Annotated in this window: 20 protein-coding genes; 10 read left to right on the top strand and 10 right to left on the bottom strand. The window is 73.0% G+C overall.

Annotated features, from left to right (window positions below):
- Position 1: 1 nt before the first annotated feature.
- Positions 2-1,024, bottom strand: a complete 1,023-nt coding sequence (locus tag ACIQK6_RS18645; protein ID WP_329102338.1) for an NADP-dependent oxidoreductase — start codon at positions 1,022-1,024, stop codon at positions 2-4.
- 94 nt (positions 1,025-1,118) lie between these two features.
- On the opposite strand from ACIQK6_RS18645, the gene ACIQK6_RS18640 reads away from it, so the two are divergent.
- The gene (locus ACIQK6_RS18640; protein WP_329102335.1) at positions 1,119-1,541 is read left to right on the top strand and encodes a MarR family transcriptional regulator; all 423 of its coding nucleotides are present in this window, start codon (positions 1,119-1,121) and stop codon (positions 1,539-1,541) included.
- A gap of 121 nt (positions 1,542-1,662) precedes the next feature.
- Here ACIQK6_RS18640 and ACIQK6_RS18635 read toward each other — a convergent pair whose 3' ends face one another.
- Positions 1,663-2,376: a hypothetical protein gene (locus tag ACIQK6_RS18635; RefSeq protein WP_402695107.1), complete on the bottom strand. Its 714-nt coding sequence runs from the start codon at positions 2,374-2,376 to the stop codon at positions 1,663-1,665.
- A gap of 78 nt (positions 2,377-2,454) precedes the next feature.
- Here ACIQK6_RS18635 and ACIQK6_RS18630 point away from each other — a divergent pair, with 78 nt between their 5' ends.
- On the top strand, positions 2,455-3,024 hold the full coding sequence (locus ACIQK6_RS18630; RefSeq protein WP_329102331.1) for a hypothetical protein: 570 nt from the start codon (positions 2,455-2,457) through the stop codon (positions 3,022-3,024).
- Here ACIQK6_RS18630 and ACIQK6_RS18625 read toward each other — a convergent pair.
- Positions 3,021-3,716 carry an esterase/lipase family protein gene (locus tag ACIQK6_RS18625; protein WP_402695106.1) on the bottom strand — a complete coding sequence of 232 codons (696 nt, stop codon included), beginning with the start codon at positions 3,714-3,716 and terminating at the stop codon, positions 3,021-3,023. The two genes, ACIQK6_RS18630 and ACIQK6_RS18625, sit on opposite strands and share 4 nt — an antisense overlap.
- Positions 3,717-3,925: 209 nt before the next feature.
- On the opposite strand from ACIQK6_RS18625, the gene ACIQK6_RS18620 reads away from it, so the two are divergent.
- From ACIQK6_RS18620 to ACIQK6_RS18610, 3 genes are all read left to right on the top strand, one after another.
- A complete protein-coding gene (locus ACIQK6_RS18620) occupies positions 3,926-4,963 on the top strand; it encodes a rod shape-determining protein (RefSeq protein ID WP_030757608.1) in 1,038 nt (345 codons plus the stop codon).
- A complete protein-coding gene (locus ACIQK6_RS18615; RefSeq protein WP_402695105.1) occupies positions 4,960-6,555 on the top strand; it encodes a GAF domain-containing protein in 1,596 nt (531 codons plus the stop codon). The genes ACIQK6_RS18620 and ACIQK6_RS18615 overlap by 4 nt, the downstream gene beginning before the upstream one ends.
- Positions 6,556-6,624: 69 nt before the next feature.
- Positions 6,625-7,170 carry a GNAT family N-acetyltransferase gene (locus ACIQK6_RS18610; RefSeq protein ID WP_402695104.1) on the top strand — a complete coding sequence of 182 codons (546 nt, stop codon included), beginning with the start codon at positions 6,625-6,627 and terminating at the stop codon, positions 7,168-7,170.
- Positions 7,171-7,241: 71 nt separating this feature from the next.
- Here the strand turns inward: ACIQK6_RS18610 and ACIQK6_RS18605 are convergent, their stop codons facing one another.
- Positions 7,242-7,682 carry an Lrp/AsnC family transcriptional regulator gene (locus tag ACIQK6_RS18605; protein ID WP_030012642.1) on the bottom strand — a complete coding sequence of 147 codons (441 nt, stop codon included), beginning with the start codon at positions 7,680-7,682 and terminating at the stop codon, positions 7,242-7,244.
- A 69-nt stretch (positions 7,683-7,751) separates the two neighbouring features.
- On the opposite strand from ACIQK6_RS18605, the gene ACIQK6_RS18600 reads away from it, so the two are divergent.
- Together ACIQK6_RS18600 and ACIQK6_RS18595 are read left to right on the top strand one after the other, a co-directional pair.
- Positions 7,752-8,411 carry a LysE family transporter gene (locus ACIQK6_RS18600; protein WP_329102323.1) on the top strand — a complete coding sequence of 220 codons (660 nt, stop codon included), beginning with the start codon at positions 7,752-7,754 and terminating at the stop codon, positions 8,409-8,411.
- 167 nt (positions 8,412-8,578) lie between these two features.
- Positions 8,579-9,928 carry a carboxyl transferase domain-containing protein gene (locus tag ACIQK6_RS18595; RefSeq protein ID WP_402695103.1) on the top strand — a complete coding sequence of 450 codons (1,350 nt, stop codon included), beginning with the start codon at positions 8,579-8,581 and terminating at the stop codon, positions 9,926-9,928.
- 49 nt (positions 9,929-9,977) lie between these two features.
- On the opposite strand, the gene ACIQK6_RS18590 is transcribed toward ACIQK6_RS18595, so the two are convergent.
- Positions 9,978-10,793: a helix-turn-helix domain-containing protein gene (locus tag ACIQK6_RS18590; RefSeq protein WP_402695102.1), complete on the bottom strand. Its 816-nt coding sequence runs from the start codon at positions 10,791-10,793 to the stop codon at positions 9,978-9,980.
- A gap of 48 nt (positions 10,794-10,841) precedes the next feature.
- Between ACIQK6_RS18590 and ACIQK6_RS18585 the strand changes: the two genes are divergently transcribed.
- A complete protein-coding gene (locus ACIQK6_RS18585) occupies positions 10,842-11,204 on the top strand; it encodes a cupin domain-containing protein (protein WP_402695101.1) in 363 nt (120 codons plus the stop codon).
- Positions 11,205-11,367: 163 nt separating this feature from the next.
- Here the strand turns inward: ACIQK6_RS18585 and ACIQK6_RS18580 are convergent, their stop codons facing one another.
- A complete protein-coding gene (locus ACIQK6_RS18580) occupies positions 11,368-12,630 on the bottom strand; it encodes an MFS transporter (protein ID WP_329102313.1) in 1,263 nt (420 codons plus the stop codon).
- A 214-nt stretch (positions 12,631-12,844) separates the two neighbouring features.
- Between ACIQK6_RS18580 and ACIQK6_RS18575 the strand changes: the two genes are divergently transcribed.
- Together ACIQK6_RS18575 and ACIQK6_RS18570 are read left to right on the top strand one after the other, a co-directional pair.
- On the top strand, positions 12,845-14,002 hold the full coding sequence (locus ACIQK6_RS18575) for a glutamate--cysteine ligase (protein ID WP_329102311.1): 1,158 nt from the start codon (positions 12,845-12,847) through the stop codon (positions 14,000-14,002).
- Positions 14,003-14,351: 349 nt separating this feature from the next.
- Positions 14,352-15,035, top strand: a complete 684-nt coding sequence (locus tag ACIQK6_RS18570; protein WP_329102310.1) for a Crp/Fnr family transcriptional regulator — start codon at positions 14,352-14,354, stop codon at positions 15,033-15,035.
- Positions 15,036-15,084: 49 nt separating this feature from the next.
- Here the strand turns inward: ACIQK6_RS18570 and ACIQK6_RS18565 are convergent, their stop codons facing one another.
- Genes ACIQK6_RS18565 through ACIQK6_RS18550 form a run of 4 tightly spaced genes read right to left on the bottom strand, consistent with a single transcriptional unit; the run spans position 15,085 to position 22,071 of the window.
- Positions 15,085-16,320, bottom strand: coding sequence for a hypothetical protein (locus ACIQK6_RS18565; RefSeq protein ID WP_402695100.1), 1,236 nt, complete (start codon positions 16,318-16,320; stop codon positions 15,085-15,087).
- Positions 16,320-18,269: a dynamin family protein gene (locus ACIQK6_RS18560; protein WP_329102306.1), complete on the bottom strand. Its 1,950-nt coding sequence runs from the start codon at positions 18,267-18,269 to the stop codon at positions 16,320-16,322. Before ACIQK6_RS18560 ends, ACIQK6_RS18565 begins: the two co-directional genes overlap by 1 nt.
- A gap of 23 nt (positions 18,270-18,292) precedes the next feature.
- Positions 18,293-20,140 (bottom strand): dynamin family protein, encoded by a 1,848-nt coding sequence (locus ACIQK6_RS18555; RefSeq protein WP_402695099.1) that lies wholly within the window; start codon positions 20,138-20,140, stop codon positions 18,293-18,295.
- Complete coding sequence (locus ACIQK6_RS18550) at positions 20,137-22,071, bottom strand: dynamin family protein (protein ID WP_402695098.1); 1,935 nt, start codon at positions 22,069-22,071, stop codon at positions 20,137-20,139. Before ACIQK6_RS18550 ends, ACIQK6_RS18555 begins: the two co-directional genes overlap by 4 nt.
- Positions 22,072-22,425 lie beyond the last annotated feature (354 nt).

Raw genomic sequence — 22,425 nt, 5'->3', positions numbered from 1 at the left:
CCTAACCGGTGAAGGAAACGATCATCTTTCCGGTGTTCTCGCCGCGCAGCATGCCGAGGAAGGCGGAGGTGGCGTTCTCCACACCCTCGACGACCGTCTCGTCGTACCGCAGCTGGCCGGAACTCAGCCATCCGGCGACGTCCTGGACGAACTGCTGCTGCAGTCCGTTGTGGTCGTTGACGAGGATGCCCTGCAGGCGCAGGCGCTTGCCGATGACCTGCATCAGGTTCCGCGGACCGGGGGCGGCCTCGGTGTCGTTGTAGCCGGCGATCGCGCCGCACAGGGTGGCCCTACCGTGCACCTTCATCGAGGAGATGGCGGCCTCCAGGTGGTCGCCCCCGACGTTGTCGAAGTAGACGTCGATGCCCTCGGGGGCGGCGGCCGGCAGCTGCTCGGCGACGGGGCCGTTCTTGTAGTTGAAGGCGGCGTCGAAGCCGTACTTCTCCGTGAGCACCTTCACCTTCTCGTCCGAGCCGGCCGAGCCGATCACCCGGGACGCGCCCTTGATCTTGGCGAACTGGCCGACGAGGCTACCGACGGCACCGGCGGCGCCGGAGACGAAGACGGAGTCGCCCTCCTTGAAGGAGGCGACCTCGAAGAGTCCAGCGTAGGCGGTCAGGCCCGGCATGCCGAGGACGCCGAGGTAGGCGGAGAGCGGGGCGAGCGAGGCGTCCACCTTGACGGCGTGCGCGGCGTCGAGGTCCGCGTACTCCCGCCAGCCGAAGGGGTGCAGGACGTGGTCGCCGACGGCGAAGCCCTCGGCGGCGGAGGCGACGATCTCGCCGACCGCGCCGCCCTGCATCGGCTCGTCGAGCTGGAAGGGCGGGATGTACGACTTCACGTCGTTCATCCGGCCGCGCATGTAGGGGTCCACGGACATGTGCAGGTTGCGCACGAGGATCCGGCCGGCGGCGGGCTCGGCGGACACGGGCACCTCGCGCAGGGCGAAGTCCTCGGCGACGGGCCAGCCCTGCGGGCGACGGACGAGGTGCCACTCGCGGCTGACGGCGGGGATCTGAGACATGCGGCGCTCCTGGTCAGAACGAATTACTTCACTAGGTGAAACAACCATGCTCCTAGATATTTCATGTTGTCAAGTAAATGGGTACGCTGGTTCCATGCCCAGTCGTCGCGCAGACCCAGTAACCATCGAAGTAGTCGAGCTCATCGGCGACGTCGTGGCCAGGTACCACATGGAGTACGAGCACGCGGCCGCCAGCCACCAGCTCACCGGCGCCCAGGCCAAGGTGCTGAACATGCTCTCCCTGGAGCCCATGCCGATGCGGCGCATCGCACTGAAGCTGCGGTGCGAGCCCTCGAACGTGACCGGCATCGTCGACCGCCTGGAGACCCGCGGCCTGGTCGAACGCCGCCCGGACCCGGCGGACCGCCGGGTGAAGCTGGCCGCCCCCACCGAGGAGGGCGCGCTGACCGCGGAGCGGCTGCGCGAATCGCTGGACTTCGCCCGCGAACCGCTGGCCGGGCTGTCCACGGAGGAACGGACGGTCCTGCGGGACCTCCTCAAGCGCATGCTGGCCTGACGGCGCCGTCGCGCTCAGCCCGGCCGGGCCGGGCCCGCACACGACGGGCCCGCACACGACGGGCCCGCACACGACGGGGCCGCTACGACGGGCCCCTGCGGCGGCAGGAATCCAGGATTGGCTAGAACCAGCCGCAGAAGATCCAGCAGTCCTTGGTCGGCGAGGGCGTCGGCGACGGGGACGGCGGGGGCGACGGCGCCCGCGTTCCCGTGGAGCCGCTCGGCGAGGGCTTCCCCGACGCGGTTCCCCCTACGGACCGCCCCGGACCGGGAGTGCGGGACGTCGGGCCCGACGTCGCGAACTCGGGGGCGGGCGAGGCCGGACCCGACTGCGCAACGCTCCCGGAAGGCGCCGCGGTACCGGCCTTCTTCGTGCCCGCAACGGCGGCCTTCGTCGTGGCCTTTCCGGGCCCCGTGGGCGCACCGGCCGTCGGAACGTCGGGCAGCGGGGCGGGCTGCTGCGGCCCGTCGTCGGTCAGCACCACGGTCGCGGCCCGGTCGGTGCGCTCCCCGTCGGTGACCATGCGGGCCACCGCCATGGAGCCCCCGACCGCGAGCAGCAGGCCGAGCGAGAGCGACAGCACGGTCCGGCGGCGGCGCCGGTGCGTGACCCGGCGGCGGGCACCGGCGCGCCGCTCGTTCGACGCGGACAGCACGACGAGCGAGTCGGCGTGGACCTCGCCCCGTGCGGGCGACGGTCCGGGGACGGGCGCCTCGGCGGCCGGCGCCGCAGGGGCGGCGGAGGGGGTGGGTATCAGGTACTCGGCGGGGGTTCCGCATCCGGCGCACGCCAGTGCGCCGTTGAGGTGCCTCCGGCAGGCGTGGCAATAGTTCATGGCGCCCGCAGGCTACGTGGTCTGCGGCAACATCCGGATCCCGAGAACGTAAGGATCCTGTGTGGAATCGTTGCTTCCATGACATCTTTCGGGCCGACCGGATTCCAGTTGGTGCTCTTGCGGCGGATGGCCGACTTCCAGCCGGACCTTGCCGACGAGGCCCGCCGCCGACTGGGCGCCTCGCTCGCGGACCAGCGGGAGGCGAACAAGCGCTGGCAGGCGATGGTCCGGTCGCCGCGGTCCCGCGGGGCCCTGGCCCGGTACCGCTCGGTGCTCGGTCCGCCGGAGCGCGCCGAGCACCGCACGATCGGCGATCTGGAGTGCGAGGCCCTGCTGTGGCCGCTGCCGCTCTGGCCGGACCTGCGCTTCGAGGTGCTGGCCGCGCCGGACGGGGCCGTGTGGAACGAGTGGCTGGTGCGGGCTCCGGGCGCGCGCGGGCCCGCACTGGAATCGCCGGACGACCTGCGGCCCTGGTCGGCGACGGTGGACGAGGTCGCGCGGGCCTTCGCCCCGGTCCGGCCGATGGAGGGCACCGCGCCGACCCGCTGGCGCCTGGCCTTCGCCGCGCAGGGGCGGCCCTGCGTGGCGGAGTTCACCTACGGCCTGCTCCAGCGGTTCGCCCTGGCCGCGGGGGAAGGCACCTCCTAGGAGGAGAGGAAGGCGCGGACCCCGGCCGAGGTCGCGTCGTCGCCGAGCAGGTCGTTGTGGCCCAGGCAGCCGACCGGGGTGTTGGCGGCTCCGGTCAGCGGGACGCTGTCGTCCGGGTTGACGACCTCGTCGCAGTTCGACCAGAAGGTCGCGTACTTCACCGTGCCCGGGGTCTCGTCCCCGCTGTTCAGGTTCTTCACCACGTACGACCCGGGGGTCATGTCCCGGCACGCCTGGTCCCACAGCGCGCACGCCCAGGCGGTGGAGGTGCCGCGGTTGGGTCCGGCCAGCGAGATCCAGTGGTCCACGGCGGCCGCGCCGCCGCCGAACTTCACGTACCAGCGGCTGACCAGCGAGCCGAGGGAGTGCGAGACGACGTCGACCCGGGCGGCGCCGGTCTCCCGGCGGACCTGGTCGACGTAGGCGCCGAGCCGCCCGGCGAGGACTTCGTTGACGGACCGGTGGGTGTCGTAGCCGAAGGAGAAGAGCTCCGCATCGGTGTACCCGGCGGCGCGCAGGTCCGCGCGCAGCGCTCCCCACACGCCCGGACCCGCGTTGTAGCCGTGCACGAGGACCACCGGGTGACGGGCGGCGGCGGCCCGGGCGGGGGGAGCCGTCGGCAGCGCGACGCACAGCGCGAGGAGCGTCAGGAGCACCGGGAGGGCCTGCATCCCCTGTCGGGCCGTCAGCATCTGGCCTCCTTTACCTCGTTACGCGCGAGTAGCGCGTGCGGTGGGCGCATGGTGCTGCCTGTCGGTACAGAAATCCACCCCCATGCAGCCGCGACACACCCCCGGCCGGAGCAGCCCAACGGGCCGTTAGCCCGAATTGCCCGCGATGATATGAAAAGCGATCGACACTTCCGTCGGTCCTTGCGTCAGTGCTCTCGGGAGGATCTGCCATGACCGTCAGTCTTGAGCAGTTGCGCCGCTGCCACGTCGCCGTCGACCTGGGGGCGGCAAGAACCCGCGTGTACGTCAAGGGCGCCGGCCTCGTGGTCGACGAACCCAGCGTCGCCGCGGTCAACACGCGCACCGGCGCCCTCATCGCCGTCGGCTCCTTCGCCGAACGGATGACCGGCCGCACGCCCGACTACATCCGGGTCGTGCGCCCCGTCTCCGGCGGCACCGTCGTCGACATCGAGATGGCCCAGCGGATGCTGCGTCACCTCCTCGGCGAGAAGCTGCGGCGCGCCCTGCGCCGCAAGCCCCGACTGCGGGCCGCCGCGTGCACCCCGCACGACGCGGACCCGCTCGCCCAGCGGGCCACCGTGGAGACCCTCGTCGGGCTCGGCGCCCGGCGCGTCGAACTGGTCGACACCCTGATCGCGGCGGCCGTCGGCTGTGGACTCCCCGTGGAGCAGCCGACCGCGACGATGATCATGGTGTGCGGGGCCGCGGCCACCCAGGTGGCCGTCCTCTCCCTCGGATCCATCGTCACCGCCCAGCGGATCCCGGTCGGCGGCGAGGCCATCGACCACGCGGTCGTCCAGCACCTGCGTCACGCGCACGAGCTGATGCTGCCCAGCCAGGCCGTCCGGCCGCTGCAACTGGCCCTCCACGGCAACGGCCTCACCGTCGGCGGCCCGGCCTCCACCCTGATCCACGGCCGCGACGTGGCCACCGGCCTCGCCCGCTCCGTGCAGGTCGACACCGCGGCCGTGCGCGACGCCATCTACACCCCGCTGACCGCCGTCCTCGACGGCATCGGCAAGGTGCTGCGGGACTGCCCGCCGGACCTGGTGGCCGACCTGACGGACCGGGGGATCATGATGGTGGGCGGCAGCGCCCTGCTGCCGGGCCTGGACCAGATGCTGCGGGACGCCACCGGAATGCCCGTCGCCATCGCGGAACGGCCGGACGTGTGCGCCGTCCTCGGTCTCGGCGCGATGCTCGAAGGGAAGATCGCCCCCATGGTCCTCAACCCGCTGGCCGAATGAGGCCCCAGGAGCCCCAAGAGCCCCAGGAGCCCCAGGAGCCCAGGGAGACGGACGAGGAGGCGGCCAGGCTTCCGGTGCTGCTGGAAGCCGTCCTCAACGTCGGGTCCGAGCTGGAGCTGCACACCACCCTCCAGCACATCGTGGACTCCGCGACCGAACTGTGCGCAGCCCGGTACGGAGCGCTCGGGGTCGTCGACCCCGAGCGCGTCCTGCTGACCCGGCTGTTCACGGCGGGGCTCACCGAGGAGGAGCGGGCCGCGATCCCGCACCTGCCGGACGCCCGCTCCGGCGTGCTCGGAGCCCTCGTCGGCGACCCGCGTCCACTGCTCCTGGACGACGTCACCCAAGACCCGCGGGCCGCCGGGTTCCCGCCGGGCCACCCGCCCATGCACAGCCTCCTGGGCGTCCCGATCCGGGTGCACACGGAGGTCTTCGGCAGCCTCTACCTCACCGAGAAGCGGGGCGGCGGCCCCTTCACGGACGAGGACCTCGCCCTGCTGCGCGTCCTGGCCTCACAGGCGGGCATAGCGATCGGCAACGCCCGGCTCTACGAGACCGCGCGCCGCCGGGAGCGCTGGATCGACGGCGCCGCCGCCGTGACCACGACCCTGCTCGCCGGACGCCCCGCGGCCGACGCCCTGAAGTGCGTGGCCGAACGGGCCCGGCTGTTGGCGGACGCAGCGGCCGGGGTGGTGCTCCAGCCGACCCCCGAGGGCGGCATGGAGATCGTGGCCGCCTCCACGCAGGGGGACCCCGGGGACCTGGTGGGGACGGCGATCGCCCCCGGTTCGCCGGTGCTGGTACAACTCCTCGGCGGCGAGCCCGTCTTCATCGACGACTCGGCGACGGATCCCCGGATGACCACGCACGTGCGGGAGCGGTTCGGGCCGAGCATGATGCTTCCGCTGCAGAGCGGCGGCCAGCTGATCGGCACCCTGGCCCTGCCCCGCGCCCGGGGCGGCCCCGCGTACGACGCGGTGGACCGGCTGCTCGCCTCGCAGTTCGCCTCCCAGGCCGCGCTGGCCCTCGTACTGGCGGACGCCCAGCACGACCGGGAGCAGCTGGCGGTGTACGAGGACCGCGACCGGATCGCGCGGGACCTGCACGACCTGGTGGTCCAGCGGCTCTTCGCCACCGAGATGATGCTCGAAAGCACCCGGCGGCGGGCCGCGAACGCCCCGTCGGGGGACACGGTGGGCGACGAGCTCGGCCGGGCGGTGGACGAGCTCGACTCCACCATCCAGGAGGTCCGGACGGCCATCTTCGCCCTCCAGCAGCCGCCGACCGACGCCCCGACGACCTTCCGGGGGCGGGTGCTGCGCGAGACGGGCGGGGCGGCGGCCGTGCTCGGCTTCCAACCGTCGGTGCACTTCGCGGGCGCGGTGGACGCCCTCCTGCCGGATCCGGTGGCGGTCGAGCTGCTCGGCGCCCTGCGCGGCGCCCTGGCCGCGGCGCACCGGCGCGGCGGGATCACCTTCATCGACGTGCAGGTGGAAGCGGGCCCGTCCCGGGTCCGTCTGACGGTGGCGGACGACGGCCGTACGGAGTCGGGTGCGCGGGGTACGACGGTGACGTGGGAGTCGGCGCTGTAGCGGCCGCGGGCGCGCTTCGGAAACGGTCGACCACGGACCCCTGCTCCGCGGCTGTGCTTCCATGATCCGATGAACGACGAGGGTGCTCCAGCAGCCGGCGAACCCGCGGTCCGGCACGTCCGGAGTCGGACGGACGCCGACCTCGGTGCGTGCGTCCGGGTACTCGCCGAGGTCCACGAGCAGGACGGCTATCCGGTGAACTGGCCGGACAACCCCGGCGGCTGGCTGTCCGGGCCGGCACTGCTCGCCGCCTGGGTGGCGGAGCTCGACGGGCGGATCGTCGGTCACGTCGGCCTGGCCCGCAGTGCGGAAGGCGATGCGGCGCCCGCGCTGTGGAGCAGCCGCGAGGGCGCGAGCCGTGCGGGGGCCGCCGTGGTCGGCCGTCTGTTCGTCGCTCCGGCGGCCCGGGGCCACGGGATCGGTGCGCTCCTGATGGCCCGGGCGACGCGGGAGGCGCGGGAGCGCGATCTGCATCCCGTGCTCGACGTCGTGGCCTCCGACGCCTCGGCGGTGGCCCTCTACGAGCGTCTGGGCTGGGAGTTGCTGGCCACGGTCGAGCAGCGGTGGAGCCCGGAGCGGACGGTGACCGTGCACTGCTACGCGGCCGCGGGGTGACCTGACGTCGGTAGGGCCCGCGGCGTGCCGGGCCGGGCGTCGCGGGCCCGGCAAGATCCGGAAGGGACGGCCTAGTACTGGCCCGGTCGGGTGGCCGCGCGCAGTGCGATCCGGGTGTTGGACTGGGCCACCCCCGCCTCCCGTTTCATGCGGCGGAGCAGCCCGTCGAGGGCGGCGGGGTCGGCGGCCCGGGCGCGTACGAGGTAGTCGTGCTCGCCGGTCACGTGTACGACCTCGGTGATCCCGGAGAGCTTGGCGACCTGCCGCTCGAACTCCTCGTTGGTGGTGTCCTGGCGCAGGGTGACGTCGATGAAGACGACGAGCCCGCCGGCGGTGTCGGCCGCCGGGTCCACGATCGTGGTGAACCCGCGGATCACCCCTTCGCGGCGCATCCGTCGGACCCGGTCGGCGGTGGCATTGGCGCTGAGGCCGACACGGACTCCCAGGTCCCGGTACGAGATCCGCGCATCCTGCTGCAAGATGCCGAGGATTTCCCTGTCGAGGCGGTCCATACCGCGATTCTCGCAGCCGGGCCCGGTATGCGCGCTCGCCCCCCGAAGGCCGGGCCCGACGCTCGCCCCATGAGCGAACTGATGACACCGACGCTGGCGGGCGCGGCCGCGGGGCTGGGCGTGGCGATGCCCATGGGGGCGATGAGCGTGCTGCTGCTGCAAGAGGCCATGCGCGACCGCCGCACTGCCGTGGCCGCGGCCGCGGGAATCGCGGCCGTCGACCTCGGCTACGCAGCCCTCGCCACCGCCCTGGGGCCCTGGGTGGCCTCCCACGTCGCCCCGGTCGAGGCCTGGGTACGGCTGGCCTCGGCGGTGATCCTGCTGGTCATTGCGGCGCGCGGCCTCTACGGGGCCTCCCCCGCCCGGGCCTCGGCCCCCGTCCGGGTCTCGGACTCCGCCGCGGCATCCGACACCGTGTCCGCCCGGCCCGCGGCCCGGCCGGCCAAGGCCTTCGCCCGGTACGTCGGCCTCACCGCCCTCAACCCCACCACCGCCCTCTACTTCGCCGCCCTCACCACCGCCCAGGGCGCCGCCCTCGGCGCCGGAGCGGCCGGCGCCGCCTTCCTCCTCGGTGTCGGCGCCGCCTCCCTCCTCTGGCAGCAGGCGCTCGTGACGCTCGGCGCCCTCGCCGGCACCCGCGTCCCGGACGGCGCCCGCGTCTGGACCTTCCGCCTCGGCTACGGCCTGGTCGCCGCGTACGCGGTGAAGATCGCCCTCCCGCTCCCGTGACCGGCGAGTCCCGCCCGCGCCGCACCGGTCGCCACCGTCCACCGACGCCGTCCGGATCCACCGCCGGGCGCCCCGGCGCCACCCGGTCCAAGTACTGTCGTCCGTACACGACTTCGACGACCGTCAACCGTCAACCGTCAACCGACGACCCGACCTGGGGTGACCCCGTGACGACCCGCCTCTCGGCCCGCGCGGCCATCGCCTCCGTGACCGACGCCGGCAGCTTCACCGAACTCCCGGCGCCCCGGCGGGAGTCGCCCGCCGACGGCCCCCTGGAGTGGACCGGCTACGACGACTCCCGCGCCCGCGCCGCCGAGCGCACCGGCGAACAGGAGTCCGTGGTCACCGGCACCGCCCGGGTCGGCGGCCGCGAAGCCACCGTCATCTCCTTCGAGTTCGGCTTCCTCGGCGGCTCGCTGGGGCAGCGCACCGGGGACCGGCTCGAAGCCGCGTACGCCCACGCCCGCGAACACCGGCTCCCCCTCGTCTCGCTGATCGCCACCGGCGGCTCCCGGATGCAGGAGGGCATGCTCGCCCTCACCCAGCTCCAGCGCGTGGCCCGCCAGTGCGTCCTGACCCGGGCCGCGGGGCTCCCGCAGCTCGCCGTCCTGCGCGATCCGACCACGGGCGGCGGCTGGGCCACCCTGGGGGCCGGGGCCGATGTGGTCCTCGCGCTCCCCGGGGCCCAGGTCGGCTTCGCCGGGTCCCGGGTGCGTCCGGCGGACGCCGATCCCACGGCCTACGGAGCCGAAGGGCAGTACGCCGCCGGTCACGTGGACGCCGTGGTGCCCGCCGCCGAGCTGCCGGGCACCCTCGCCGACTGGCTCCGCATCCTGGCCGCGCCCCGCCCCGCAGCGCCGGTGGAGCCGCCTGGCGCGCTGGCGGACGCGAGCCCGCCGCGGACCGGATGGGACGCCGTCCTGCAGGCCAGGCACCCCGACCGGCCGCACGCCGCCGCGTACCTGGACGCGTACTTCGAGCTCCGCCTGCCCCTCTCCGGGGACCGGGCGGGCGGCACCGACCCCGGCATGCTGTGCGGATTCGGGCTGCGCGAGGGCCGCGCCGTCGCCTACGCCGCCCAGTGCGGCACCGCCACCCGCCCGGCGGGCTACCGTACGGCCGCCCGCGTCATCCGCCTCGCGGACCGGCTGGGCATCCCGGTGCTCACCCTGGTGGACACCCCGGGCGCGGCCAACGACGCCGCCGCCGAACACGCGGGCGCGGGCGCGGCCATCGCGGACACCTTCGCGGCGGTGGCCGCGGCCACCGTCCCCATCACCACCCTGCTGATCGGCGAGGGCGGCTCGGGCGGCGCCCTCGCGCTGGCCGCGCCGGGGAACACCTGGGCCACACCGGACAGCTACTTCTCGGTGATCGCCCCGGAACTGGCGGCGGCCATCCTCAAGCGGCCCCCGGCGGCCGCGCCCGCCACGGCGGACCAACTCCGCGTCCGCCCCCAGGACCTGGTCGCCCTGGGGGTCGCCCGCGGCATCGTCGGCCCGGCCGACGGGGCCTGACGCCGCCCGACCCGGCGCTGCGACAGCCGGACGACCGGCCGGCTTCCCCTCACGACCGGCCGGATCGGGCGAACCGCGCCGGGCTGATCCCGACGTGCCGCCCGAAGTGCCGCGTCAGGTGCGCCTGGTCGTAGAACCCAGCCGCCACCGCCGCCTCGGCCGGCCGCACCCCCGCCAGCAGCAGCCGCCGCGCCAACGCCACCCGTCGCGCAGTCAGATACGCGTGCGGCGGCAGCCCGTACGCCGACTTGAAGGTCCGGATCAGGTACGTGGGGTGCAGGTGTCCGAGCTCGACCGAGGCCTCCTCCAGGGTGATCCCCTCGACCACCCGCGCGTCGAGCAGCTCGCGCAGCCGTACGGCGACCCGCGCGCCCGGCACGGGCCCCCGCCCTTCGGCCGCGCGCCCCGCCAGCCGGCGGTGCAGCCGCTCCCGTAGGAAGGCCAGGCGCGACTGGGCCTCGAAGGGGTCCCGTTCCGCGAGCGCCAGGTGCAGCCCGTGCACGCGCGCACGGAGCGCGGGGTCGGCCAACAGCGGGGTGTCGACGGCGGCCCCGGTCAGCCGCTCCGGGAGCACCGAAGTGTCCAGGTACAACACGCGCTTGCGGAAACCGGTCTCGGTCACGGTCCGCCCGTCGTGGCTCACCCCGGGCGGCAGCAGGACCACCGCGTCCGACACCCCGAGGCCGTGCCGTTCCCCGTCGAGGGCGAAGTCCACCCGTCCGCCGTCGAGGATCATCAGCGCCCAGGTGTCGTGCACGTGGGCCGGGTACGCGTGCTCGGTGAAGCGGGCGTGGAAGACCTCGGCGATGCCGGGCACCGGCGGCTGCCAGGCGGACACGGTGCTGGGCGGACGTATCGCGGCCATGTCAGGAACGTACAAGACCGTCCGCGGGCGTGCCGACAGACTGTCCGCATGACGACACAGAAGGTCAACATCGCCGAAAAGCTGGCGGGTTTCACCGAGCAGTGGGCCCCGCGGCGCATCGCCCGCGTCAACGACTACGAGGTCAAGGCCGCCCGGCTCCAGGGGGAGTTCGTCTGGCACACCCACGAGGACACCGACGAGCTGTTCCTGGTGGTCGGGGGCACCCTGACGATCCGCCTGCGCGACGGGGAGGTGGTCCTGGGACCCGGCGAGATGTACGTGGTCCCGCGCGGGGTCGAACACTGCCCGGCGGCGGCGGAGGAGGCACAGATCCTGCTCTTCGAACCGGTCGGCACCGTCAACACCGGTAGCGGAGGCGGCGACCGGACCCGGGAACCGGTGGACGCGTAGTCCGGCCGGTCGCGCCGGGGGCCGGCACGCGTCGGCACGGGTCGGCACGGGTCGGCACGGGTCGGCACGGGTCGGCACGGGTCGGCACGCAGGTCGGTACCCACCGACGGGCAGCAGGCGGCAGCCCACCCGGCGGCCCCAGCAGTCCCGGCAGTCCCAGCTGTCAGGCCTGTGGGGACCGGGCGTCGTACCGGGCGAAGTTGCGCCACCGCAGCGCGAGCAGACCCAGCACCAGCACACAGGCCAGCCCGCCGCCCGTGACGGCCACGCCCGGGGAGATCAAGTCGGCGGCGGTCCCGGCGAGGAAGTCACCGAGCCGGGGCCCGCCCGCGACGACGATGATGAAGACGCCCTGCAAGCGGCCCCGCATGTCGTCGGGGGTGGCGGCCTGGAGCATGGTCGTGCGGAACACCATCGAGGCGGTGTCCGCGTACCCGGCCAGGGCCAGGAAGAACATGCCGAGCCACAGGTTCCGGCTGAGCCCGAACGCCGCTACGGCCAACCCCCAGCCGGCGACGGCCAGCAGGATCGCCAGCCCGTGCCGGCGGATGCGGCCCTGCCAGCCGGAGAACAGCCCGCCGAGCAGCGCTCCGGCGGCCAGCGCGGCGACCAGCAGGCCGACCGTACCGGGGCCGCCGCCGTACCAGAGCACGGCGATGGCCGGGAACAGTGCCTTGGGCTGGGCGAGCACCATGGCGGCCAGGTCGGAGAAGAAGGTCATCCGAATGTTCGGCCGGGTGCCGAGGAAGCGCAGTCCGTCGAGCACGGAAGCCCGCCCCCGGGCGCCCTCGGCCCGGTCCGGCTTCATCGACGGCAGCTTCCACATCGCGTAGAGCGCGGCGCCGAAGGTGACGACGTCGATCAGGTAGGCCGTCCCGTAGCCCGCGACCGTGACGATGACCCCGCCGAGGGCCGGGCCGACCATCGACCCGAAGGTCATGGTCATCGAGTTCAGGGCATTGGCGGCGGGCAGCTGTTCGACCGGGAGCAGCCTCGGGATCATGGCGGACCGCGCGGGCCCGGTGAGCGCCCCGCAGACCGCCTGGAGTGCGACGACGGCGTACAGGAACCAGACGCGGTGGAAGTCGAGCAGCGCGGCGACGGCGAGCACGACCGAGAGTGCGGCGGCGCCCATCGAGCTGTAGAGGCCGAGTTTGCGCCGGTCCACGGTGTCGGCGATCGCGCCGCCGTAGAGGCCGAAGACGACGAGCGGGACGAGCGAGAAGAGACCGACGAGCCCGACGGAGAAGCTGGACCGGGTGATGTCGTAGACCTGGAGCGAGATGGCGAGGGTGGTCATCGCTTGCCCGACCCACGAGATGGTTCCGCCGAACCACAGCCGCCGGTAGTCGGCGGATGCGCTCAGCGGCGTGAGGTCGGCGAATATGCGCTGCCAGAGCCGGGGTGGGGCGGTCGTCGGAGTCACATCGGATGATAATCACCGACCGTCCGGCGCCCTCCTGGAATTTCGGCCCTTTCACACACCGGCAACAGTCGCCACACCCTGCTCCGGATTCCCGGACCGGGCGGCGTTTTACCGGTAACTCGCCATTATCACCGGACATTTGACCGAATCGACGTGCGCTCCTCACCTCGGGTTCAGCTCATGATGAAAAGACTCGTATGTCCAGGGAGGCGTAGTGATCGAACCTGGCAACAGCACCGCGAGCACCGGCACGACGCAGAACACGGGACGCCCCGCCGTCCCCCTCACCGTCGGCGTCGAGGAGGAGTTCCTGCTCGTCGACGCCCGCAGCTTCCGGGTGGTTCCCGCCGCCCCGCTGGTCCTGGCGACGGCCGGCGGGCTGCCCGGCGAACTCCACCCCGAAGGCACCCGCTACCAGGTGGAGATATCGACCCCGATAGCCCACTCGGCGGCTTCGCTGCGCGCCGAGCTCGCCGCGCTGCGGCGCACCGTCGGCCGGGCCGCCCGCGCCCACGGCTGCCGGCTGCTGGCCGCCCCCTCGCCGGTCGTCGCCGTGGAGGGACCGCTGCACCTGACCGACGACCTGCCGCGCCAGCGCGAGCAGCACCGCCGCTTCGGCGCGCTCACCGACACGCTGGTCAGCTGCGGCCGCCACATTCACATCGGCACGCTCGACGTGGACACGGCGGTGGCCGTGTCCAACCGGATCAGACCCTGGCTGCCCACGCTGATCGCGCTGGCCGCCAACTCGCCGTTCTGGGGCGGCCGTGACACCGGTCATGCCAGCTGGCGGGCCATGGCCTGGTCCGGCTGGCCCTCGGCGGGCCTGCCCCCGCACTTCACGTCCACGGCGCACTTCCGGCGCTCGGTGCAGACCCTGCTCGGCTCCGGGGCGGCCCTGGACACCAAGATGGTCTACTGGGACCTCCGCCCCTCCGGACACTGGCCGACGCTCGAGATCCGGGCGCCCGACATGTCCCCGGACATCGACTCGGCCGTCCTCCAGGCCGAACTGGCCCGCGCGCTGGTCTCCACGGCGCTGCGCGAGATCGCGGAGCGCCGGCCCGAACCGGCCGTGCGGGACGACGTACTGCGCCTCGCGCGCTGGCGGGCGGCCCACGACGGCCTGGAGGGCTTCGGCCTCGACCCGTACTCGGGAACGGAACTCCCCGCGGCGGACCTCGCGGAGGCCCTGCTGGACCTGGTCGCCCCGGAACTGGCCGCCGCCGGCGACCTCGACCACGCCGCCAAGACCCTGGCGGGCCTCCTGCGCGACGGCTCGGGCGCCCACCGCCAGCGGGTGGCGTTCGCCCGCCGACAGGACCTGACGGACGTACTGCGCCACCTCACGGACGAGACGGAGGACTTCTGACCGACCCGGCTCCGACTCCCGCACCCCCGGCGCCCCTCGGCCGGGGGTACGGGTCCGCGGGGGCCGCTTCGGCGCCACCAGCTCCGACCGAGTGCGACGACGAAAACACCGAACGCAACAACAAAACAGTCATTCTCATGGCCCGAACCATCGGGTCGGCACACAATGGGCCAGCAGGAGGCATCTCCACCTAAAACGAACAGTGATTCGAGGGGTCCCGTACATGACGTTACCTATGGGGGTCGGCGGATCCGCTCAACGGCCGGGGCACGGTCACTGGCCAGCGGCGAGTCTTCTCGGCCGACTCTCCGAGGAACCCCGCGAACAGCTGGTCAGGCTCGGGCGGGACGTGCGATTCGAGCGGGGCGAACGATTACTGCGGGAGGGCGAGTACGGCTCGTACGTGTTCCTCCTCCTCAGCGGCTGGTACAAGGTGCTGGCCCGGACGCAGGACGATCGCGAGGGTCTGTTGGCGGTCCGGGCCGGCGGGGACCTCGTCGGCGAGCTGGCCTGTTTCGATGCCCAGCCCCGGGTCGCCACGGTGGTGGCCGCCGGAACGGGCAGCGCGAAACTGATAGGCCGGCAGCCGTTCCTGGACCTCCTCGCGACGTACGAGGAGGCGGCGCAGGCCGTGATGTGCACGGTGGCCGGGAAGCTGCGCTGGGCGACGCGGCGACGGCAGGACTTCGGCGGTTGCCCGGTGGGGACACGGGTGGCCCGGGTCCTGCTCGAGTTGGCCCGGGCGTACGGGCACCCCTGCGCGACCGGCGTCTCGATCGGGGTTTCGCTCACGCAGCCCGAGTTGGCGGAGCTGGTCGGCGCCTCCGAACCGAGCGTGCACCGGGAACTGCGTTCCCTGCGCGAGCGGGGCGTCGTCGAGACCGGCTACCGCCGGGTCCTGGTCAGGGACCTATCGGTACTGACGCTCGTCGCCGACGGGGACGCCCCTCAACGGAACGTCCCCGCGGGCATCGGCCACGGGGTCGCCGCGGCGCCCACCACCCCCACCCGCCCGACACCGCGGCCGGTGTAGACGTCCCCCAGCCCAGTTCTCGTACAACCGGGCCGCGTTCGGCCGTCGGTCAGTGCCCGCCGTGGTGGAAGTGGTGGCCGAGGTCGTGGTGACCGGGGTCGTGGTGCCCCGGATCGTCGTGGTACGGGTCGTGGTGGCCCGGATCGTCGTGATGCGGGTCCGGGTGGTACGGATCGGTGTGGTGCCCGTCCTGGTGGTACGGATCGTCGTGATGCGGGTCCTGGTGGTGCGGATCGGTGTGATGGGGATCGTGGTGGTGCGGATCTCCGTGGTGCGGGTCCTGGTGGTGCGGATCGGTGTGATGGGGATCGTGGTGGTGCGGATCTCCGTCGTGCCCGGGGGCGTGGTGCGCAGGGGCGTGGTGCGGGCCCGGGGGCCGGGGGGCTCCGGCGTGGCCGCTCGCGTGAGGCCCGCTCCCGTGGTGGGCGCCCGACCGGTGCCGCCCCGGGGGGTGGCCGTCGACCAGACCGTCCTCGTGCACGTCCGTGCCGTCCGTACCGTCCGTGTCCTCGAAGTCCCGCTCCCCGCCCCCGTACGAGACACCGGTGCCGGAGCCCCCCAGCACCCACTCCCGCAGCGGCGAACCGTGCGAGAGCGCCGTGGCCGCCAGGTGGGCGGCACCCAGCGCCGGGACGACGAACTCGCGCATCGCCGTACGGGTCGGCGAATGACCCCAGATCACCGGCTCCGGCCTGGGATCCCGGACGGGAGCCGAGGGCGGCACGTGGAGCCAAGCACCGCTGGCGAACTCCTTCTTCTCGACGGCCACCTCGATCCGGCGGAACTCGGCGGCCAGCCCCCGCCCGTCGGGCAGGATCACGTCCCGGTACATGTCGTCCGGCACGGCCAGCGCCAGGTCGCTCCCCTCTGCGTCCTCGAGGGCGCCGCGCAGTCCGTCCGAGTCGACCAGCCGGTTGACCAGGACGACGGAGTCGCCCAGGTACCCGCGGTCGGCCCGGGAGACCTCCCCCATCGCGAGGGCGGCCCGCATCCGCATCCGGCCGAAGGCGCCGGGCGTGCGGTTCGCCTGGTAGAGACCGTCCCGCAGGCCGTGGACCAGGGCGGGAATCACGCGTACGGCATCGATCCTGGCGGGGAAGACGACGAGTTGGCCGTCTCCCTGCACCTGCTGCTGGGCACGGACGCGCAGCACCCGGGACCGACGCAGCGCGTGCTCGACCACGAGCCGGAGCCGGTACTGCGCGTCCTCCTGCGCGCGATAGCCGTGACGGCTGTACTTGCGCAGGTCCACGGCCAAGCACAGCCGTCTGCGGTACCGGGCCATCACATCCTCGTCAACTCGGCGATGAGGTCACCGGTCTCTTCGTCGACCCGGCTCAGGAGGTCGTCCAGCCGGCTCAGTTCGGTGCGGCGCTGTTCGACCGCCTCCTCGCCCTGGTCCAGGGCCGCCCGGGCGGAGACCACACTGCGGGTGAGTTCCTCGATCCGGGAGGACATGGCGTGGCTGATCTGCCTCTCCAAGGGCTCCATCGTCTCCGCTGCGAAGGCCCGTGCGGCCTCCCGCGCCTGCGTGGGTGCCGCAATCCGCAGCTGGGTGGCCATCGCGCGACCGATCTCCTCCCGCATCTTCTTCTCCACGCGGTCACCGGCGAAATTGACCTGGAAGAAGCCTTGAGCGATCCAGGCCGCAACCAACGTCGGCAATCCGAACGGGGTGAACAACCAGGCCAGGGCGACGCCAAGAGAGGGCAGGACCGTACGCAACGCCTCCTTCGCCCCGAACTGCGTCCCGACCAGAACACCCGCCGGCCCGCCGATCGCCCACCCGCCCACGCCCGCCAGGAACCGGGTCAGGGGTTGGGCTTCCAGATCTCCCCCGACGGCCGCGCCGGACGCCCCCTGCAGTTCGATCCGCAGCTTGGCCAGTGACTCGTCGAAAGCGACGAGTTCGGCGTTCAGCCGCTTGGCGAGCCGCTCCCGCTCCTGCTCGATCACCAGTTTCAGCGACCCGGTCACCCAGAGGGCGACCTTCTCCTCCATGGCCTTCACCGTGCCGTTGGCGATCTCGTCCGCCACCTGCCCGGCGCGTTCCTTGGCCTTCAGGGGGTTCATGCCGAGCTTGGTCGTGATGTCGACGCTCTGTGCGATGGGGAGCGCCTCGTCGGCGATGCCCGTGAGGAAGCCCCCGAGCAGGCTCTCCACCCGGTCCTGCAGCTCACGGGTCTGGTTGCGGATGTCCAAGGAGATCTGGCGGGCCAGCGCCTCCAGCTCCTTGACGGGCTGCTGGGCAGCGGTCCAGTTCCGTTCGAGGTCAGCTTTCTCCGACTCGAGCATCTTCAGCTCGGAGGGGATGTTGTGGCGCAGTTCCTGGGCGACGTCGCACAGGGTACGGGCCGGGGCGAGCAACTTGACCTTGTGGCGATCGGTCACGAGGTACCGCTCCAGCTGCCTCTCCACCGCGTCCATGCCGGTGCGGCGGAACGCCCCGTCGTCCTCGGCCATGCGGGCGCGCAGCGCCGACTTGGCGTCGACGAAGAAGAACCGGCCCTCGTCCCTGTCCTCGCCCCGCAGCGTGGTGATGCGTCGCCGGGCCGAGTGGACGACGTCGTCGCGCTCGTGATCGTCGATGGCGTCGAAGTAGGTGAACACGAAGAACGGGTCGTACGCACTCAGGTACTTCTCCAGGAAATCGGACTCGCTGATGCTCATCGGGGCGATCGCGTGCTGCAGGAAGATCACCGCATCCGCTTTGCTGAGGTGAGTGAGGGTGATGCCGTCGTGGGTCGCGTACGCGTTGAGGCCGGGCGAGTCGATCAGTACGACGTTGTGGCGGCACAGCTCCAGCGGCCAGGACACTTCGGCCATGACGTACGGGCTGCGCTCGGCGCCCGTCGCGTTGTTCACCGTGATGAGTTCGATGAGCCGGGCCGGGTCGACCGCCTCGGGCTCGTCCGCGTCCTCGGTCCACAGCAGTGCGGCCGGCGATTCGCCGAACCTGACCTCGGTGATCACGGCCGTGGCGGGCACCGCCTTGACCGGCAGCACCCGGTCTCCCAGCAGGGCGTTGACGAAGGTGGACTTCCCCCGGTTGAAGTCCCCGACCACCATCACGTGGAAGACTTGGTTCTCGATCCGTTCGAGCAGCGCCGCCACGTCGTTGACGGCACCGTTGTTGCCGATCTGCTCGGCGGCCTTCTGCGCCCCGCGGCACATCTCGGCCAGCCGCTCCCGCTGTGCGTCGGCGGCAGCGTAACCGCCTTCTTCGGTCGTCATGGGTAGGCCGTCCTCTCCTTGGTTCATTCGTTTTCCTCCCCGACCCGCACGCCGCTGGCGAGTGCGGAACGGATGCGGCCGGCCAGCTCCGTCGCGGCGCTCGCCAGGCGCGGCCAGTCCGTACCGGATGCCGATGGTGCTTCGGCCGCCGCCCGCCGGGCGTCCGCCCAGGCCCCGTGGGACTCGCGGAGTCGGGCGAACACGTCCGCGTAGACCTCACCGAGTGCGTCGACGGCCCGCCGCTGGAAGGCCCCCGCACTTTCGTCGACCGCCCGCACGAGGACGGCGTCGACCTGGCGGCGCCGCTCCTCGGTGGCGTTCCTGATGTGCGTCTCGGCCAGCAGACCGCCGACCAGGCTCAGGACGCCGCTGTAGAGCATCGGTGGCGCTCCGGACCGGCCGGAGCCTGATCGCTGGCGCTGGCGGGCGTAGGCGATCAGAAAACCGAGGATCGAACCGCCCTGGGCGCCCAACCGGGTGGCCAAGCGGGTCTTGGACAGGCTGGAGACCTCGCCGGCGACGTCCGCCTCGGCGGACAGCTCCAACGCCCCGGGCAGTGGGCTGCGCGCCGCACCCGGCAGCCTGTGCGCCACTTCCCGGTCCAGCCAGTCGGTGTCCGCGGCCATGGCCGGCAGCAGGACCGTGCGTTCGGAGCTTCGGGCCAGCAGAGACAGTTCGTGCCCCAGCCGGACCGGCAGGTCGCGTTCCCACCAGGTGCCCGGGTCGGAGGCCCGCTCCAGGTCCCAGCGCAGCCTTTCGATGATGCCGTCGCGCCCCTTCTGGACGTGTTCACGCAGACGGGTACCGAGCTGGAGTTGACGTGCCGTCAAATTGCCTTGGATTCGGTCCCACTCCCTGTCTTCGCTCTCCCGCAGCGCTTGCGCCAGCTCGGCCCGTTCCGCGACCTCCTCTTTCGACAGCCGACCCGCCGCGTCGGCCTCGGCGGCGATCTGGGCCATCACCTCGCAGTGGTCCGCCACTTGGGCGGCGATCGCCCTGTCACGCCACAGCGCCCGTTCGCTGTCCCGCGCGAACCCCTCCAACAGCGAGCGCAGAGAGGCGAGCTCGGACTCGCCTCCGCCGGGCGCCGGGGCGATCAGCACGGGCAGGCCGGACAGTCGTGCCCTGAGGTCTCGCACGGCCTCCTCGCGGTCGTCACCGTCCACCAGGTCCAGCATGGTCACGACGACGGCCACGAAGGGTACGTGCCGACAGAGGACCTCCTCTTCGAGGAGGCGCCGCTCGGTGATGCTCACCGGGGAGAGGGCCGAGACGACGAACAGCACGGCGTCGCTGCCGGCCGCGGTCCGGCGCACCTGCTCGAACTGCTCCTCCGTCCCGGAGTTGACCCCCGGCGTGTCCACCAGTTCTGCGTCCAGACCGGCGAGCCAGTCATGCGCCACGGTCACGGTCACGGCGGGCTCCGGGGGCGCTGCGGGAGCGCCCGGCTCGCGTTCCGTCGGGGGCCCGATCAGCCCGTCCCAGAGGATGTCGTCGTCGAGCTTGCGCCGTTCACGGCGGCCGTCCGGCCAGCCGAGGGTCAGTCCCTCCTCGTCGGAGGCCCGGATCACCACGGGTGCCCACGTGGCCGGAAGGGGCCCCGTCGGCAGCAGGTCACGGTCCAGGAGCCGGTTGATCACCGTGGACTTGCCGCGGTTGAACTCGCCCACCACCGCGATCCGGAACGCGGGCCGGCCGCGCCCGGCGGCCAGCAGGTCCAGCGCCTCCCGGATGGAGTGCTGGCCGTGGTCCTCGGCGAGCTGGCGGGCCTGTCGCAGCCAGCCGGGGGCGGCGCTGGCGACATCGGCCACGGGGGTGGCGGGTTCGTCTTCCGGCGGTGAGTCCGCCGTGGGCGGGGGTGTAGTGGTCACTGGTCACGGCTCCTCGGGATGGGGACGTTCCGGCTGGTGCGGCGCCGCAGGGCGGCGACTTCGTCACGGCGCCGTCGGGCGGCCACCGCGGTTTCCTCGGCGTGAGCGATCCCGGCGGCCAGTTCCGCCCGCCGCCTGTCATGGGCTGCGGTGAGCCCGGCGATCTCCTCGCGCCACTCGTCGTCGTACTGCCGACGCAGCGCGGCGACGCTCTCTGCAAGGCTGTCCGCGACGCGCGGCAGGCAGGAGGCGAGGGCGCCGATCTCCTCGTGCGCGGCCGCGATGACCGGGCTGACCTGCTGCAGGAACTGCTCCCGGGTCGCATCGGGGCCGCGGCGCCCGATGAGCGCGCCGAGCACGCCACCGACGACGGCGCCGATGCCCGGGACGACGAGACCGCCGGCCAGGGCGCCGGCCATCGCCCCGCCGCCGGTACGCCATTTGCCGCTGGCGGTCAGCTGGGTGCCGATCGCGCTGAGCGCGCGGTCGATGTCGGACATGTCCGGGGCGGGCGGGTCCGGCCACACCACCGGTGGCACGGGGGGAGCCGTCCTGGTCTCGCCGGCCAGGTCGACCAGCGCGCTGTACTGGGCTTCGAAGTCACGGGCGAGTTCCGCGGCGGCGGCGCTCAGCACCTGGCCGGCCCGGTTCGCCGTCCTGCGGGCGGCTTGCTGGGCGTCTTGCCGCAAGTGGTTCCGGACCAGACGGGACACCTCTTCCGCGGCGCCGGCCAAGTCGTTGATCTTCTCGCCCGCCACCGCGTTGCCGACTTTCACTTCTAGCGTCGTACGGGAATGCGGTGACGCCCGGTTCAGGGCGGGAGTCAGCTCGGTCGCGGCCCGGTGCCGCGTGCGCGCGGCCCAGGTGTCGAGGAAGGCGGGGAAGTCCGGCAGCGTCAGGGCCGCCAGCTCGCGCTCTCCCCGGCCGAGCGCGGCCCGCCGGGCCTCGGCCGTCTCATCCACCGCCGCCAGCAGTTCCGAGAGCAGCCCGAGCGTCGTGGCGGCGACGGCCGACCGGCGGCTGTCCGCGGCGAATTGCGCGATGCTCGCCTCCACTTCAAGGAAGGACGCGAGATGGCCCGGCCCGCGGACGCCGACGGCCTCGATCTCGCCCAACGCCTTGCCCGGGGCGCAGGGCAGCAGCAGTGGATCCGCGCATCCCAGTTCGCTGAGCCGGCGCTCGACCACCGCGACGGCTTCGGAGCGTTCGTCTTCGTCGAGGAGGTCGAGCTTGGTGAGGACGAACGCGCACCGGTCGTGGTGATCACGCAGCGGACCGGTGAGGAAGTCCACCAGGGTCAACGACATCGCCGCGACGGCGGGCACCACCACGAGCGCCACGTCCGCGTGCCGCGCCGCGGCCTCGGCCAGTTCCCGGTGCCCCCGCTCGGTCACGTTGAACCCCGGGGTGTCGATCACCGTGACTCCGCCGCCCAGCAGCCGGACCGGCGAGAGCACCCGCAAACTGGCCACCTCGTCCGCCAGTGCCGTGGTCAGCACCCGCTGCAGCGCCCGCTCCAACGTGTCCGGCCCGGCCTCCCGCCCCCGCCCCGCCCACCCGGCGAACGGCGCGGACGGCCACTCCAGGTAGGAGTCGTCCGCGGTCCTCACCGTCAGTCCCTCGGCGCCCTCGCGGTATTCCAGCACCGTGGTCGTACGCGTCGTCACGCGGGCGGAGGAGGGCAGCAACCGGCGCCGCAGGAAGGCGTTGAGCAGGGTGCTCTTGCCACTGGACGCCTCACCGAAGACGGCCACCCGCAACTGCGGGTCGGCTGCCCGTGCCTGGACCGCGAGAAGCCGGGCCCGCAGCTCGTCGGACCGTTCGGTCGGCAGGCCGAGGCCGTCGAGTTGCCCCTCGATCCACCGCAGATGCCCGCTGACCACAGAGGTCCAACCCGCTCCGAGACCGTCAACCACCAGCTGTTCCGTCACGGCGTCAGCGTATGAACGACAGGATGGTCAGCTCCTCGTCACATGATGGGATCGGCGGCGACAATTCCCGGCGCGAGAAATCCGGCCGTGCGAGGAGCAGTCGCCGTGATGGCGGGCCACGCGAGCGGGCCATCTCCCGGCTCCGTCCACCCGGCCGCAAGGACCTTCCGCGAGCGGCGTGGTCTTCCCGGGGCAAGGCCTTGAGCCGGCCGCCGGAACGGGCCGCGGCGCGGCCGGGCGCCGCTGATGCGCGCCGCCGGGGTCGCCGTTCCAGGGCGACGACCGCCACGGTCCTGTACGGGCGGGCGCGACGCGGCAGAGGAGGCGGCGTTCCGCGTGCCGCGCCGACGGCGC

The organism is Streptomyces sp. NPDC091682, assembly GCF_044756625.1.
GTDB lineage: Bacteria > Actinomycetota > Actinomycetes > Streptomycetales > Streptomycetaceae > Streptomyces.
This window is presented reverse-complemented; position numbering and strand designations above follow the sequence as displayed.